Origin of the sequence: Spongiibacter thalassae, from assembly GCF_012272835.1 — a bacterium.
GTDB classification, from domain to species: Bacteria; Pseudomonadota; Gammaproteobacteria; order Pseudomonadales; family Spongiibacteraceae; genus Spongiibacter; species Spongiibacter thalassae.
In genome coordinates this window covers 1-15,679 of sequence record NZ_JAAWWK010000011.1, presented here as the reverse complement: position 1 = coordinate 15,679, position 15,679 = coordinate 1, and the positions used below count along the sequence as shown (strand labels likewise).

Genomic DNA, 15,679 nt, shown 5'->3' with positions numbered 1-15,679 from the left:
CTCGCCACCGAAAACCTCTGCACAAACACGGGTCAACGCCGCAGTCAGAGTGGTTTTGCCGTGGTCAACGTGACCGATGGTTCCCACGTTAACGTGGGGTTTTGTACGTTCAAATTTTGCCTTTGCCATGGCTTGGTCCTCTTAGCTGAATATTGAAAGGTTAACCTTTATTTTTTGCGATGATTTCGTCGGCGATATTACGCGGCGCCTCTGAGTACTTCTCGAACTCCATGGTAAATGTTGCACGCCCCTGGGTCGCGCTACGCAAATCTGTTGCATAGCCAAACATCTCCGCCAGCGGCACTTCAGCATCTATCACTTTGCCTGACACGGATTCATCCATGCCCAGAATCATGCCGCGACGACGGTTCAGGTCACCCACAACATCACCCATATTTTCCTCCGGCGTTACCACCTCGACCCGCATGATCGGCTCAAGCAGAACAGCACCACCGTGCTCGTCCAGCTTTTTGGTTGCCATTGACGCGGCAACCTTAAAGGCCATCTCATTGGAGTCAACGTCGTGGTAGGAGCCGTCGTAAACCGTCGCCTTCAGACCCAGCAGCGGATACCCGGCGACAACACCGTTCTGCATCTGCTCCTCAATCCCCTTTTGTATTGCAGGGATATATTCCTTGGGCACAACCCCGCCAACGATTTCGTTAACGAACTCAAGACCCTCGGCACCGGCGTCATCAGCTGGCTCAAAGCGAATCCATACGTGACCGTATTGACCTCGACCACCGGATTGGCGAACAAACTTGCCTTCTATCTCACAGCTGTTGCGTATGGCTTCGCGGTAGGCCACCTGGGGCTTACCGATATTCGCCTCAACACTGAACTCCCGACGCATACGATCAACAAGGATATCCAGGTGCAACTCACCCATCCCGGAGATAATACACTGCCCGGTTTCTTCATCGGTCTTCACCCGGAAAGAAGGGTCCTCCTGAGCCAACTTACCCAGCGCAACACCCATCTTTTCCTGATCTGCCTTTGAGCGCGGCTCTACCGCCACCGAAATAACTGGCTCAGGGAACTCCATCCGCTCCAGCACAATCACGTTATCGGGGTCACACAGGGTGTCACCGGTGGTGACATCCTTCAGGCCGATGGCGGCAGCAATATCCCCCGCCAACACTTCTTTGATTTCCTGGCGGTCGTTGGCGTGCATCTGCACCATACGCCCAACCCGCTCTTTCTTCATTTTGACCGAGTTCAACACCCCGGTACCACTTTCCAGCTTGCCGGAATACACCCGGAAGAAGGTCAGTGTACCCACAAAGGGGTCTGTCGCTATCTTGAACGCCAAGGCCGCGAAAGGGGCGCTATCGTCTGCCTCACGAGTTGCCACCGTCTCATTCTTGTCGTTAAGCGTACCCTCGATCGCCTTAACTTCGGTGGGCGAGGGCATGTATTCAATCACGGCATCCAGTACCGCCTGAACACCTTTGTTCTTGAAGGCCGAGCCGCCGAACACCGGAATAATTTCATTCGCCAGTGTCCGCTTGCGTATACCCGCCTTGATTTCTTCCTCGCTGAGCTCTTCGCCTTCGAGGTACTTCTCCATGAGTTCGTCGCTGGCTTCCGCCGCAGACTCCACCATGTATTCACGCATTTTTTGACATGTTTCAAGCATGTCTGCCGGGATGTCTTCATAACTAAAGGTCATCCCCTGATCTTCCTGATTCCAGATGATTGCCTTCATCTTGACCAGGTCGACCACACCCTTGAAGTCTTCTTCCGCGCCGATCGTCATCTGCATCGGCACAGCGGTCGCACCAAGACGAGTGCGCAACTGCTCGACTACCCGGGTGAAATTGGCGCCTGCACGGTCCATTTTGTTGACGAAGACCATGCGCGGCACTTCGTATTTATTGGCCTGACGCCATACGGTTTCTGTTTGGGGCTGAACACCGGATGAGCCACAAAGCACCACCACAGCACCATCCAACACCCGCAGAGAACGCTCAACCTCGATAGTGAAGTCAACGTGCCCCGGGGTATCGATGATATTGATACGGTGCTGCTCGAATTGCTGCTGCATACCCGCCCAGAAGCAGGTAGTCGCGGCGGAGGTAATGGTAATGCCGCGCTCCTGCTCTTGAGCCATCCAGTCCATAGTCGCAGCGCCGTCGTGTACCTCACCAATTTTATGCGAGAGCCCTGTATAAAACAGAACCCGCTCGGTGGTAGTGGTTTTACCGGCGTCTACGTGAGCACAAATACCAATATTGCGATATCTGCCGATAGGAGTTTTACGAGCCACGATCTATTCCCCAAACACTTGGTGATGGATTGACTAGAAACGGAAATGCGAGAACGCTTTGTTGGCTTCAGCCATACGGTGAACGTCTTCACGCTTCTTAACTGCAGAGCCTTTGCCCTGTGAAGCGTCAATGATTTCGCCAGCCAGACGCTGACGCATAGACTTTTCACCACGGTTACGGGAGTAGTCCACCAACCAGCGCATTGCCAGAGCCGTACGACGGCTTGGGCGGACTTCTACAGGCACCTGGTAAGTTGCACCACCGACACGACGGGATTTAACTTCGACCATCGGCGCGATGTTTTCCAGCGCCTCGTCAAATACTTCGATGGGGTCTTTGCTCAAACGCTCCTGCACCAGGTCCAGAGCTCCATATACGATGCGCTCTGCAACCGATTTTTTACCACTCACCATAACGTGGTTCATGAACTTGGCCAGGGTAAGGTTCCCGAACTTGGGATCTGGCAGGATTTCCCGCTTAGCGGCGACGCGTCTTCTTGGCATGATGCACTACTCTCTCTTCAGGGTAATCCAGGTGACAATCGCTGTGCGACGACCCGGCCTTACTCAAATATATTGATTCGTCCGTCGATTACGACTTGGGACGCTTGGTTCCGTACTTGGAACGAGCTTGTTTACGGTTGTTGACACCAGAGGTATCGAGACTGCCGCGAACAGTGTGGTAACGCACACCTGGCAAATCCTTTACACGACCGCCGCGGATCAGCACAACACTGTGCTCCTGAAGGTTGTGACCTTCACCGCCGATGTAGGACGATACTTCGTAGCCATTGGTCAAACGCACACGGCAAACCTTACGCAGTGCTGAGTTTGGCTTTTTAGGGGTAGTGGTGTAAACGCGAGTACACACGCCACGACGCTGAGGACAGGCCTGCAGAGCAGGAACGTCACTTTTAGCGACTTTGCGCTTTCTCGGCTGACGAACCAACTGGTTAATCGTTGCCATTTAATAAAGCTCCAAATACTAAAGGCCAGCACTGTATGTGCTGACCGACGATACGCCGGCTGCCGCCAACGTAGATAAAAAAAGCGGAGCGCGAATTCTAAAGATGCGCCCCCCTTTCGTCAAGCTGTCATAGTCGCTTAGCCTTGGTGATCGCTCAGCGCCTCTGACAATGCTGCTTCGACATCCTGCGCCGATACCGAGCTGCCGGCCTCGTCGCGCTTCTTCTTCCGCGCGCTGTGGTAAGCCAAACCGGTTCCCGCAGGAATCAATCGACCAACCACCACGTTTTCTTTCAGGCCACGCAGGTAATCGCGCTTGCCCGTTACCGCTGCTTCAGTCAGTACGCGAGTGGTCTCCTGGAAGGAGGCCGCAGAGATGAAGGACTCCGTCGCCAGCGAGGCTTTGGTAATCCCCAGCAGCTCACGCTCGAAGCTGGCCGGGATTTTACCCGTAGCCAACAGCGTTTCGTTCTCTTCATCCACCCGCACGTACTCAGCCTGCTCACCCTTGATAAAGGACGAGTCACCGGAGGTGAGGATGTTAACCTTGCGCAGCATCTGACGGCAGATGACCTCGATGTGCTTATCGTTAATTTTTACACCCTGCAGACGGTAAACGTCCTGGATTTCGTTAACGATGTACTTGGCCAGCTCCTCAACCCCTTTCAGACGCAGAATATCGTGGGGGCTCAGCGGCCCTTCGGACACAATCTCGCCCTTCTCGACCTGCTCACCTTCGAACACGGTCAGCTGGCGCCACTTCGGAATCAGCACTTCGTAGTAATCACTGCCATCTGACAGCGGCTTACCGTCGGCCGGAGTGATAATCAAACGACGCTTGCCCTTGGTTTCTTTGCCGAAGGACACAGTACCGCTGATTTCCGCCAGGATTGCAGGCTCTTTCGGCTTACGCGCTTCGAACAGGTCGGCAACACGGGGCAGACCACCGGTGATGTCCCGAGTCTTCGAGCTTTCCTGCGGAATCTTGGCGATAACATCACCAACCTTCACTTCCGCACCGTTTTCCAGACTGACGATCGCGTGGTCAGTCAGGAAGTAGTGGGCGGGAACGTTGGTACCCGCCAGGCACAATTCTTCGCCGTTGGCATCAACCAGTGTCACCGCCGGGCGCATATCTTTACCCGCCGCCGGACGCTCTGATTGCTCCATAACCGCAATACTGCTCAAACCGGTGAGTTCATCAGTCTGACGTTTAACGGTAATCCCCTCTTCCATGCCCGACATCTTCACGATACCGGCCACTTCAGTGATGATGGGGTGGGTGTGCGGATCCCAGGTAGCAACGATGTCGCCAGCGTTGACCTCATCGCGGTCAGCAACCTTGATGATCGCACCGTAGGGCAGCTTGTAGCGCTCGCGCTCACGACCACTGCGGTCGGTGATGGCCAGCTCGCCGGAACGGCTTACCGCCACCAGATTGCCGTCTTCACGCTCTACAAATTTCAGGTTGTGCAGACGGACCTTACCGTCTTGCTTGACCTGGATATTATCAATAGCGGTTGCCCGCGAGGCCGCACCACCAATGTGGAAGGTCCGCATGGTAAGCTGGGTACCCGGCTCACCGATGGACTGGGCGGCGATAACACCGACCGACTCACCACGATTAACCAGATGACCACGAGCCAGGTCTCGGCCGTAACACATGGAGCACACACCGTGACGGGTGAGACAGGTGATCGGCGAGCGCACTTCGATCTCGTCGATGCCCATTTCTTCCAGTTCGACAATCCACTTCTCGTCCAGCATAACGCCGGCAGCCACGGCCAGATCGTCAGTACCGGGCTTGAGTACGTCTTTGGCCACGATACGACCCAGTACGCGGTCACCCAGGGTTTCGATGATGTCACCACCTTCGATAACCGGGGTCATCAGCAGACCCTGATCGGCACCGCAATCGTCTTCGGTAATAACCAGATCCTGCGCAACGTCTACCAGACGGCGGGTCAGGTAACCGGAGTTAGCGGTCTTCAGTGCGGTATCGGCCAAACCTTTACGAGCACCATGGGTCGAGATGAAGTACTGGAGTACGTTCAGACCTTCGCGGAAGTTCGCCGTAATGGGCGTTTCGATGATCGAGCCATCGGGCTTGGCCATCAGACCACGCATACCCGCCAGCTGACGAATCTGGGCCGGTGAACCCCGTGCGCCGGAATCCGCGTAGATGTAAACCGAGTTGAAGGAGTCCTGCTGCTCTTCCTCGCCATCACGGTTAATTACGGTTTCCTTGGACAGACCTTCCATCATCGACTTGGATACCAGGTCGTTCGCCCGGGACCAGATATCGATGACCTTGTTGTATTTCTCACCCTGGGTAACCAAACCCGAGGCGTATTGCTTCTCGATTTCGACCACTTCGGCATCCGCCGCGGCAACGATTTTCGCCTTCGCTTCGGGAATCTCGAAGTCGTTAACACCGATTGAGCTACCGGAACGGGTCGAGTACTCGAAACCGGTGTACATCAGCTGGTCACCGAGAATAACCGTCGCCTTCAAGCCAACCTGACGGTAGCACTCGTTGAGCAGGCGAGAAATCGCTTTTTTGGTCATCGCCTGATTGACCAGCTCAAAGGGCAGCCCTTCCGGCACGATGCGCCACAACACGACACGACCAACGGTGGTATCAACAATGCTGCGGTTTACCAGACGCTCGCCGTTTTCGTCGAACTGCACCTGAGTAACGCGGCACTTGATCCGAGCTTGCAGGTGAACCTGGCCACCGGCATAGGCCCGCTGCACTTCCTGGGGACTGGAGAAGGCCATGCCCTCACCAAGTGCGTTAACCCGGTCGCGACTCATCCAGTACAAGCCCAATACCACGTCCTGGGAAGGAACGATGATCGGCTCGCCGTTGGCGGGCGACAGAATGTTGTTGGTAGACATCATCAGCGCACGGGCTTCCAGCTGGGCTTCCAGCGTCAGCGGTACGTGAACAGCCATCTGGTCACCGTCGAAGTCGGCGTTATAGGCCGCACACACCAGCGGGTGCAGCTGAATCGCCTTACCTTCGATCAGCACCGGCTCAAAGGCCTGGATACCCAGACGGTGAAGTGTCGGCGCACGGTTCAGCAGTACGGGATGCTCGCGGATGACCTCGGCGAGGATATCCCAAACTTCCGGCGGCTCGCGCTCGACCATTTTCTTGGCGGCTTTGATGGTGGTGGCCAAACCGCGGGCTTCGAGCTTGCCGAAGATGAACGGTTTGAACAGTTCCAGCGCCATTTTCTTGGGCAGACCACACTGGTGAAGACGCAGCGTCGGACCTACCACGATAACCGAACGACCGGAGTAATCGACCCGCTTACCCAGCAGGTTCTGACGGAAGCGGCCCTGCTTACCCTTGATCATGTCAGCCAGTGACTTCAGCGGGCGCTTGTTGGAGCCGGTAATGGCCCTGCCACGACGGCCGTTATCCAGCAGCGCGTCCACAGACTCCTGCAGCATCCGCTTTTCGTTGCGCACGATGATATCCGGCGCATTGAGGTCAAGCAGACGCTTGAGACGGTTGTTACGGTTGATAACCCGACGATACAGATCGTTCAGATCTGAAGTCGCGAAACGGCCACCGTCCAGGGGCACCAATGGACGCAGATCCGGCGGCAATACCGGCAGCACCTGCATAATCATCCACTCGGGCTTGTTACCGGACTCTGCCAGCGCTTCAATCAGCTTCAGTCGCTTGGACAGCTTCTTGATCTTGGTTTCGGAATTGGTCGCCGGAATTTCTTCACGCAAACGCTCAACTTCGTCGCGCAGATCCAGCTCCATGAGCAGGGCCATAATGGCCTCGGCGCCCATTTTGGCGACAAAGTCGTCACCAAACTCTTCCATCGCCTCGAAGTATTGCTCATCGCTCAGCAACTGGCCTTTTTCCAGCGTGGTCATACCGGGGTCAGTCACCACATAGGATTCAAAGTACAGGATGCGCTCGATATCACGCAGGGTCATATCCAGCAGCAAACCGATACGGCTCGGCAATGACTTCAGGAACCAGATGTGGGCAACCGGGCTGGCCAGCTCGATGTGGCCCATGCGCTCACGGCGAACCTTTGCCAGCGCGACTTCAACGCCACATTTTTCACAGATAACGCCGCGGTGCTTCAGGCGCTTGTACTTGCCACACAGACATTCGTAGTCTTTTACCGGGCCAAAAATCTTGGCACAGAACAAGCCGTCCCGCTCGGGCTTGAACGTACGGTAGTTAATGGTTTCGGGCTTCTTTACTTCACCGAAGGACCAGGAGCGAATCAGCTCCGGCGACGCCAGTCCGATTCGGATCGAATCGAATTCGTCGTTCTGCTGTCCCTGCTTAAGTAGATTTAATAAGTCTTTCAAGGCCGTTCCTCCGCAAGGGTGTTAAACAGGTGCCGCGCGACGCACGGCACCCCTTGCCAATCGTTGTTGATGCTTATTCCGTGTCCAGCTCGATATTGATACCGAGGGAGCGGATCTCTTTAACCAGTACGTTGAAAGACTCGGGCATGCCCGGCTCCATACGCTGATCGCCATCAACGATGTTTTTGTACATCTTCGTCCGACCGTTGACGTCATCCGACTTAACGGTAAGCATTTCCTGCAGGGTGTAGGCGGCACCATAGGCTTCCAGTGCCCAGACTTCCATCTCCCCGAAACGCTGACCACCGAACTGCGCCTTACCACCCAGCGGCTGCTGGGTAACCAGGCTGTACGAACCGGTGGAACGGGCGTGCATTTTGTCGTCTACCAAGTGGTTCAGCTTGAGCATGTACATATAGCCCACGGTCACCGGACGATCAAACTCCATACCGGTACGGCCATCGCAAAGTCGCAGCTGACCGCTGTCTGGCAGGTCTGCCAGGGTCAGGAGCTTCTTGATCTCGCTCTCGTTGGCGCCGTCAAAGACCTGGGTCGCCATCGGCACCCCGCCTTTAAGGTTGCTCGCCAACTCGATGATTTGCTGGTCGCTGAAGGAATCGAGATCCTCTACACGTCCGGCGCCGTCGTTGTAGACCTTGCCGAGGAAGTCGCGCAGTTCGGCCACCGCACGCTGCTCCCGCAGCATGGTGTCGATTTTCTGCCCAAGACCCTTGGCTGCCAGACCGAGGTGGGTTTCCAGAATCTGACCCACGTTCATCCGCGACGGTACACCCAGCGGGTTCAGTACGATATCCACTGGCTCACCGGTTTCGTCAAAGGGCATATCCTCAACCGGCATGATGACCGAGATAACCCCTTTGTTACCGTGACGACCCGCCATTTTGTCACCGGGCTGAATACGGCGTTTGATCGCGAGGTAAACCTTGACGATTTTCAGCACACCAGGTGCCAGATCATCGCCGGTTGTCAGCTTGCGCTTCTTGTCTTCGAAACGCTCTTCGAGCGTCTTGCGGTGCTCGCCAAGCTGCTTGTCGGCATCCTCGAGAGCGGCGTTGATTGACTCATCGGAAAGACGCAGCTTGAACCAGTCGTCTTTCTTCAAGCCAGTCAGCAGCTCTTCGCCAAGGGCGTCGCCCTTTTTCAGGCCGGGGCCGCTCAGCACACTCTGCCCTACCAGCAGGCTGCGCAGACGGGAGAACGTCGCTTCTTCAACGATACGGAACTCCTCGTTCAGATCCTTACGGAACTGATCGAGCTGCATTTTTTCGATTTCCAGTGCGCGCTTGTCTTTTTCCAGACCATCGCGGGTAAACACCTGCACGTCGATAACCGTACCCTTGGTGCTCGATGGCACACGCAGGGAAGTGTCCTTAACGTCGGAGGCCTTTTCGCCGAAGATGGCGCGCAGCAGTTTTTCTTCCGGCGTCAGCTGGGTTTCACCCTTGGGCGTCACCTTACCGACCAGAATGTCACCGGGGCCGACTTCCGCACCGATATAAACAATCCCGGACTCATCCAGATTGGCCAGCGCACCTTCACCCACATTGGGAATATCCGAAGAAATCTCCTCGGGCCCCAGCTTGGTATCACGGGCGATACAGGTCAGTTCCTGAATGTGGATAGTGGTAAAACGGTCTTCCTTAACAACCCGCTCGGACACCAGAATGGAGTCCTCGAAGTTGTAGCCGTTCCAGGGCATGAACGCGATGCGCATATTCTGACCCAGGGCCAGTTCGCCGAGGTCTACCGAAGGACCATCGGCCAGAATGTCGCCGCGCACAACCGCATCACCTTCGCGCACGATCGGACGCTGGTTGATACAGGTGTTCTGGTTGGAACGGGTGTATTTGGTCAGGTTATAGATATCAACCGGCGGCTGACCGGGTTCAACCTCGTCGTTGTTTACGCGAACAACAATGCGCGAGGAATCAACGCTGTCGATAACACCGCTGCGATCGGCAACCACGCACACCCCGGAGTCAGAGGCGACATAGCGCTCAAAACCGGTACCTACCAGCGGCTTGTCAGCCTTCAGCGTCGGTACGGCCTGACGCTGCATGTTCGAGCCCATCAAGGCCCGGTTCGCATCATCGTGCTCGAGGAAGGGAATCAGCGATGCTGCCACGGAGACCACCTGCTTCGGCGATACATCCATGTAGGTGACTTTTTCCGGCGGCATTACGGTGAATTCGTTCATGTGACGAACCGCAACCATTTCGTCGGTCAGCTCGCCCTTGTCATTCATTGCTGCAGAAGCCTGGGCGATAACCTGCTCGGCTTCGTTGATGGCTGACAGGTATTCAATCTCGTCGGTGACTTTCCCGTCGATAACCTTGCGATAGGGGCTCTCGAGGAAGCCGTACTCGTTGGTACGGGCATAGGTCGCCAATGAGTTGATCAGACCGATGTTCGGACCTTCAGGGGTCTCGATAGGACATACCCGGCCGTAGTGGGTCGGGTGAACGTCGCGAACTTCAAAGCCTGCGCGCTCGCGGGTCAAACCACCGGGCCCAAGTGCCGAAACACGGCGCTTGTGGGTAATTTCTGACAGCGGGTTGTTCTGATCCATAAACTGGGACAGCTGCGAAGAGCCAAAGAACTCTTTCACTGCTGCAGCTACCGGCTTGGCGTTGATCAGATCCTGAGGCATCAGACCTTCGCTCTCAGCCATGGACAGACGCTCTTTTACCGCCCGCTCAACACGAACCAGACCTACACGGAACTGGTTCTCAGCCATTTCGCCAACGGAACGGATACGGCGGTTACCCAGGTGGTCGATATCATCGACAATTCCCTTACCATTACGGATATTGACCAGCATTTTCAGCACTTCGACAATATCATCGCGGTCCAGTGTGCCGGGGCCAACGATCTCTTCGCGACCGAGACGGCGGTTGAACTTCATGCGGCCGACGGCAGACAGGTCGTAGCGCTCGGCAGAGAAGAACAGATTCTGGAACAGGTTTTCCGCCGATTCTTTGGTCGGCGGCTCGCCGGGACGCATCATCCGGTAGATTTCTACCAGAGCTTCCAGCTCGCTGTTGGTCGGGTCGCTGCGCAGGGTCTCGCTGATAAAGGGACCACAGTCCAGCTCGTTGGTGTACAGCGTTTCAATTTCAGTAACACCACTCTCATGCAGACGTTCAATCATCTCCATGGTGATTTCGCTGTTACAGGGGTACAGCAATTCGCCGGTCTTGGTGTCGATCACGTCCTTCGCCAGAGCGCGACCAACCAGATACTCCAGTGGCACTTCCAGCTCTTTCAGGTTGGACTTTTCCAACTGACGAATATGGCGCGCAGTGATACGGCGGCCAGTCTCAACGATCACCTCGCCGTCCTTGCCACAAATATCGAAAGTGGCAACTTCACCGCGCAGACGCTCGGGAATCAGTTCGATCGAGAACTTGTCCTTGCCGGATACCTTAAAGGTATTTACGTCAAAGAAGGTGTCGAGAATTTCTTCCGCGCTCATGCCAATAGCGCGCAGCAGGATGGTCGCTGGCAGCTTGCGGCGGCGGTCGATACGTACGTATACCAGATCCTTGGGGTCGAATTCGAAGTCGAGCCATGAACCACGGTAAGGAATCACCCGCGCAGAGTAGAGCAGCTTGCCCGAAGAGTGGGTCTTGCCGCGGTCGTGATCAAAGAATACGCCAGGGGAGCGGTGCAGCTGGGAGACGATAACCCGCTCAGTACCATTGATGACGAAGGTACCATTTTCAGTCATCAGGGGAATTTCCCCCATGTAAACTTCCTGTTCTTTTATATCTTTGATGCTTTTGTTTGCTGAATCTTTATCGTAAATAATCAGGCGAACCTTGACCCGCAGTGGCACAGAAAAGGTGACACCACGCAGCTGACATTCGTTGACATCGAACGCGGGTACGCCCAGTACGTAATCAACGTACTCCAGAGCCGCATTGCCTGAATAACTGACGATCGGGAAGATAGATTTAAATGCCGCGTGCAAACCATGTTCGCCACGCTCTGCAGCCGGCACACCCTGCTGCGTAAATTTCTTGTAAGAATCCAACTGAATCGCAAGTAGATACGGCACGTCCATGACGTGTGGCAATTTGCCAAAATCCTTGCGGATACGTTTTTTCTCAGTGTACGAGTAAGCCATCAGTACTCCCCAGCATCATTACCTGACCCCTGCGCAACCGGCGCTGGCATCGTTTCCGCGACGCCCCGCATTGCGGAACCATCGCTGGCCAGAGCATTCCTGCCCCGACCTAGTGTCTCAAACAGCAAAAGGCCGGCGGGATTAACCCACCAGCCTCGCTTGAGATTGGCCTGCATGCAGGCCAATTTTCAACTTACTTGAGCTCTGCAGAAGCACCAGCGTCTACGAGTTCTTTCAGTGCAGCTTCAGCATCGGCTTTAGATACACCTTCTTTAACAGTAGAAGGCGCGCCATCTACCATTTCTTTCGCTTCTTTCAGGCCCAGACCAGTGATAGCGCGAACGGCTTTGATAACGTTCACTTTCTTCTCACCAGCGCCAGTCAGCACTACGTCAAATTCAGTTTGCTCTTCAGCGGCAGCGCCACCTTCAGCAGCAGCAGCCGGCGCAGCAGCAACAGCTGCAGCAGCGGTTACACCGAATTTCTCTTCCATGGCAGAGATAAGCTCAACCACTTCCATAACGCTCATTTCAGCGATTGCATTCAGGATATCGTCTTTAGACAGAGCCATTTTGAACTCCCTACTGTGTCAAATTGTGAATTAAAAAACTTGTTTAAGCTGCGATTAAGCAGCTTCTTTCTGATCGCGAACTGCGGCCAATGTACGCACCAGCTTGCCGGGAACTTCGTTCATGGTCTGTACCAGCTTGGTCGCCGGCGCCAGCATCACACTCATCAACATGGAGAGTGCTTGATCGCGCGTCGGCAGTTTTGCCAGTACATCCAATTGATCCGAACCCATCAGCTGGCCACTTACCGCCAGTGCTTTCACTTCAAAGTTTGCGTGATTTTTCGCAAAATCCTTGAAGATGCGAGCTGCTGCACCTGGATCTTCCATTGAGAACGCCAACAGAGATGGGCCTTTGAAAGCCTCCTCTGCGCACTCAAATTCAGTTCCCTTCAGCGCGATTTTCGCCAGGGTGTTGCGCACTACACGCAGATCAACCTGAGACTCTCGCGCCAACTTGCGCAGCTCTGTCATTTCGCCTACCGTACACCCACGGGCGTCGGCAACAACCAATGACAATGCACTTGCGGCAGTCTCGTTAACATCAGCTACTATCGCCTTCTTGTCTTCGAGTCTTAATGCCACTTGGATTACTCCTGGATTTGTCAGTTACTTACCGTAGGCCGCCAAGTAATTTTGACGACCGTTTTGCGTGGTGAACAAATCCGATCCACCATCTGCGTAGGCCGGTGCCGGTAACATCGCCAAGGCGACACACCCCTTAAGAAACGCCCCCTGTTACAGGTTTGCTTCACCTACGGTCTTTGATGGTCTTTGTCGTTTGACACAGTAGGTCACCGTCAAAAGACCACAAAGTCTTAACTGCGGCCGAAGCCGCAGCTGCCGGACTCTCGCCCGAATACGTTTTACTTGAGTGCCAGGCTGCTCTGGTCGATAACCACACCGGGGCCCATAGTAGAGGACAGGGTGATTTTCTTCAGATATACGCCCTTGGCCGATGCTGGCTTGGCCTTTTTCAGGTCAAGAAGCAGCGCTTCAAGGTTTTCTTTCAATGCGGGAGCTTCGAACTTGATGCTGCCGATGGCGCCGTGAACGATGCCGTTTTTATCCGTACGATAGCGAACCTGACCTGCCTTGGCGTTTTTCACCGCGGTTTCTACATCGGGGGTTACGGTGCCGGTTTTCGGGTTTGGCATCAGGCCACGGGGACCCAGAATCTGGCCCAACTGACCGACAACGCGCATCGCGTCGGGAGAGGCAACCACCACGTCAAAGTCCATGACGCCACCTTTGATTTGCTCGGCAAGATCTTCCATACCGACCAAATCAGCACCGGCTGCCTTGGCTTTTTCCGCGTTTTCGCCCTGAGTAAATACCGCTACGCGAACCTCTTTACCCGTGCCGTTTGGCAGAGTGGTTGCACCGCGAACCGCTTGATCGGATTTACGCGCATCAACACCCAGGTTGATCGCCACATCGACGGCTTCGCTGAATTTAACAGTTGAAACTTCCTTCAGCAGAGCAACAGCTTCTTCGATGCTGTACTGCTTACCGGCAACAACTTTTTCGCGGATGGCTTTTTGACGCTTGCTCAACTTAGGCATTACACACCCTCCACTTCGATACCGGCAGCGCGAGCGCTACCTGCAATGGTGCGCACCGCAGCATCCATGTCTGACGCAGTCAGGTCTGGCATTTTCAGCGTTGCAATTTCTTCCAACTGAGCACGGGTTACCTTGCCCACTTTTTTCGTGTTCGGCGTACCGGAACCACTCTTAACACCGGCTGCTTTTTTCAGCAGGAAGGATGCCGGGGGAGTTTTGGTGGTAAAGGTAAAGCTGCGATCCGCGTATACCGTGATAACCACGGGAATCGGCATACCCTTTTCCATTTCCTGGGTCTGGGCGTTGAACGCTTTACAGAATTCCATGATGTTTACGCCGTGCTGACCCAAAGCTGGACCAACCGGGGGACTGGGGTTGGCGCCGCCAGCGGCAACCTGCAGCTTGATATAAGCCTGTATTTTCTTAGCCATTGCTTTCTCCTTTGTGGGTACCAGCGCCTCGAAGTCTTGCGACTCGTCAACGGCTCCCCGTTATATTTGGCGAGGCGCGAGACGCAAGACGCCCCAACCCCACCAACTTCAAAACTCCGCCTTTCGCGTCTAGCGTCTAGCGTCTAGCGTCTAGCGGAATTTTAAGTCTTCTCCACCTGGCCGAAATCGAGTTCGACCGGCGTGGAGCGACCAAAAATCAGCACCGCCACATGCAGGCGATTCTTCTCGTAATTCACTTCTTCCACAACGCCATTGAAGTCGTTGAACGGACCATCAATAACGCGAACCATTTCGCCCGGCTCGAACAGGGTTTTAGGCTTGGGCTTATCGCCACTTTCTACCCGCTGGAGTATTGCGTCGGCTTCTTTTTCAGTAATTGGTGCCGGCTTGTCAGCCTTGCCGCCAATAAAGCCCATTACGCGCGGGGTTTCCTTAACCAAATGCCAGGTATCGTCGTCCAATTCCATTTGAATCAGCACGTAACCCGGAAAGAATTTGCGCTCGCTTTTACGCTTTTGGCCACCGCGCATCTCAACCACTTCTTCAGTGGGCACCAGCACTTCGCCAAAACGATCCGCAAACCCTGAAAGCTCAATACGCTCTTTTAGTGCCAGAGCCACTTTCTTTTCAAAACCGGAGTAGGCGTGAACCACATACCAACGTTTCGACATAACCTACCTCAGCCTATTACCATGGATGCCAACCAACCCAGCAGAGTATCGAGACCCCACAGAATCAGCGCCGCAACGATAACAAAGGCGACAACAATTAATGTGGTCTGCGTTCCTTCCTGGCGGGTTGGCCAAACTACCTTGCGAATCTCATTGCGCGAACCCTTGAGCAGCGCAAAAAATGCCGCACCACGGGCAGTTTGCGCCGCAATAAAGCCCGCAATAACAGCCAGCACCAGAAGCGCGATAACGCGGTACAACAACGACTCTGCCGAAAAGTACATGTTGCCGCCGACGCCAGCCGCAACCAGAGCCACAACTAGCAACCACTTCAAGCCATCAAGGCGACTTCCGTCTTCTGCCTTAGCTACCATCTTCAGACTTTATCCTTTTTCGCTAAGCGCAAAACACCACTTCGCATTCACGAAGCGGTGTCAGCGTAAGTGGCAGGCCAGGAGGGACTCGAACCCCCAACAGCCGGTTTTGGAGACCGGTGCTCTACCAATTGAACTACTGGCCTACAAGCGCCGGACAAAGTCCGGCGTTCAACTCTTTAAGCCGGAGCTTATTCTACGATTTTCGCAACAACGCCGGCACCGACAGTACGGCCACCTTCGCGGATTGCAAAACGCAGACCTTCTTCCATCGCGATGGGCGCAATCAGTGTTACGTCCATTTTCACGTT

At 54.9% G+C, this 15,679-nt stretch carries 13 protein-coding genes and 1 tRNA gene; all 14 read right to left on the bottom strand.

Annotated features, from left to right (window positions below):
- Window positions 1-129, bottom strand: a 129-nt coding sequence (locus tag HCU74_RS19705; protein ID WP_246864667.1) for a GTP-binding protein, incomplete at its 3' end; no start/stop codon positions are given.
- A 31-nt stretch (window positions 130-160) separates the two neighbouring features.
- Window positions 161-2,269: an elongation factor G gene (gene fusA, locus HCU74_RS19700; RefSeq protein ID WP_168452159.1), complete on the bottom strand. Its 2,109-nt coding sequence runs from the start codon at window positions 2,267-2,269 to the stop codon at window positions 161-163.
- Window positions 2,270-2,302: 33 nt separating this feature from the next.
- Window positions 2,303-2,773 (bottom strand): 30S ribosomal protein S7, encoded by a 471-nt coding sequence (rpsG, locus tag HCU74_RS19695; RefSeq protein ID WP_168452158.1) that lies wholly within the window; start codon window positions 2,771-2,773, stop codon window positions 2,303-2,305.
- A gap of 88 nt (window positions 2,774-2,861) precedes the next feature.
- Window positions 2,862-3,236 carry a 30S ribosomal protein S12 gene (gene rpsL, locus HCU74_RS19690; protein ID WP_168452157.1) on the bottom strand — a complete coding sequence of 125 codons (375 nt, stop codon included), beginning with the start codon at window positions 3,234-3,236 and terminating at the stop codon, window positions 2,862-2,864.
- A 137-nt stretch (window positions 3,237-3,373) separates the two neighbouring features.
- Window positions 3,374-7,588, bottom strand: a complete 4,215-nt coding sequence (gene rpoC, locus HCU74_RS19685) for a DNA-directed RNA polymerase subunit beta' (protein WP_168452156.1) — start codon at window positions 7,586-7,588, stop codon at window positions 3,374-3,376.
- 73 nt (window positions 7,589-7,661) lie between these two features.
- Window positions 7,662-11,738 (bottom strand): DNA-directed RNA polymerase subunit beta, encoded by a 4,077-nt coding sequence (rpoB, locus tag HCU74_RS19680; RefSeq protein WP_168452155.1) that lies wholly within the window; start codon window positions 11,736-11,738, stop codon window positions 7,662-7,664.
- Between the two features lie 193 nt (window positions 11,739-11,931).
- Entirely contained in the window at window positions 11,932-12,309 is a 378-nt protein-coding gene (gene rplL / locus HCU74_RS19675) for a 50S ribosomal protein L7/L12 (protein ID WP_168452154.1), read from the bottom strand.
- A gap of 54 nt (window positions 12,310-12,363) precedes the next feature.
- The gene (rplJ, locus tag HCU74_RS19670) at window positions 12,364-12,891 is read right to left on the bottom strand and encodes a 50S ribosomal protein L10 (protein ID WP_168452153.1); all 528 of its coding nucleotides are present in this window, start codon (window positions 12,889-12,891) and stop codon (window positions 12,364-12,366) included.
- Window positions 12,892-13,172: 281 nt separating this feature from the next.
- Entirely contained in the window at window positions 13,173-13,871 is a 699-nt protein-coding gene (rplA, locus tag HCU74_RS19665; RefSeq protein ID WP_168452152.1) for a 50S ribosomal protein L1, read from the bottom strand.
- Complete coding sequence (gene rplK / locus HCU74_RS19660; RefSeq protein ID WP_168452151.1) at window positions 13,871-14,302, bottom strand: 50S ribosomal protein L11; 432 nt, start codon at window positions 14,300-14,302, stop codon at window positions 13,871-13,873. Before rplK ends, rplA begins: the two co-directional genes overlap by 1 nt.
- 161 nt (window positions 14,303-14,463) lie before the next feature.
- A complete protein-coding gene (nusG, locus tag HCU74_RS19655) occupies window positions 14,464-14,994 on the bottom strand; it encodes a transcription termination/antitermination protein NusG (RefSeq protein ID WP_168452150.1) in 531 nt (176 codons plus the stop codon).
- An 8-nt stretch (window positions 14,995-15,002) separates the two neighbouring features.
- Window positions 15,003-15,368: a preprotein translocase subunit SecE gene (gene secE / locus HCU74_RS19650; protein ID WP_168452149.1), complete on the bottom strand. Its 366-nt coding sequence runs from the start codon at window positions 15,366-15,368 to the stop codon at window positions 15,003-15,005.
- 70 nt (window positions 15,369-15,438) lie between these two features.
- Window positions 15,439-15,514 (bottom strand) — tRNA-Trp (locus HCU74_RS19645).
- 45 nt (window positions 15,515-15,559) lie between these two features.
- Window positions 15,560-15,679, bottom strand: a 120-nt coding sequence (locus HCU74_RS19640; RefSeq protein WP_210425407.1) for an EF-Tu C-terminal domain-related protein, incomplete at its 5' end; no start/stop codon positions are given.

What these genes read in the sequence shown, in the direction of transcription:
- rpsL (WP_168452157.1), bottom strand. Translation starts at nt 3,236, where the DNA reads ATGGCAACGATTAACCAGTTGGTTCGTCAGCCGAGAAAGCGCAAAGTC.
- secE (WP_168452149.1), bottom strand. Translation starts at nt 15,368, where the DNA reads ATGGTAGCTAAGGCAGAAGACGGAAGTCGCCTTGATGGCTTGAAGTGG.
- rplA (WP_168452152.1), bottom strand. Translation starts at nt 13,871, where the DNA reads ATGCCTAAGTTGAGCAAGCGTCAAAAAGCCATCCGCGAAAAAGTTGTT.
- rpoB (WP_168452155.1), bottom strand. Translation starts at nt 11,738, where the DNA reads ATGGCTTACTCGTACACTGAGAAAAAACGTATCCGCAAGGATTTTGGC.
- rplK (WP_168452151.1), bottom strand. Translation starts at nt 14,302, where the DNA reads ATGGCTAAGAAAATACAGGCTTATATCAAGCTGCAGGTTGCCGCTGGC.
- rpsG (WP_168452158.1), bottom strand. Translation starts at nt 2,773, where the DNA reads ATGCCAAGAAGACGCGTCGCCGCTAAGCGGGAAATCCTGCCAGATCCC.
- rplL (WP_168452154.1), bottom strand. Translation starts at nt 12,309, where the DNA reads ATGGCTCTGTCTAAAGACGATATCCTGAATGCAATCGCTGAAATGAGC.
- nusG (WP_168452150.1), bottom strand. Translation starts at nt 14,994, where the DNA reads ATGTCGAAACGTTGGTATGTGGTTCACGCCTACTCCGGTTTTGAAAAG.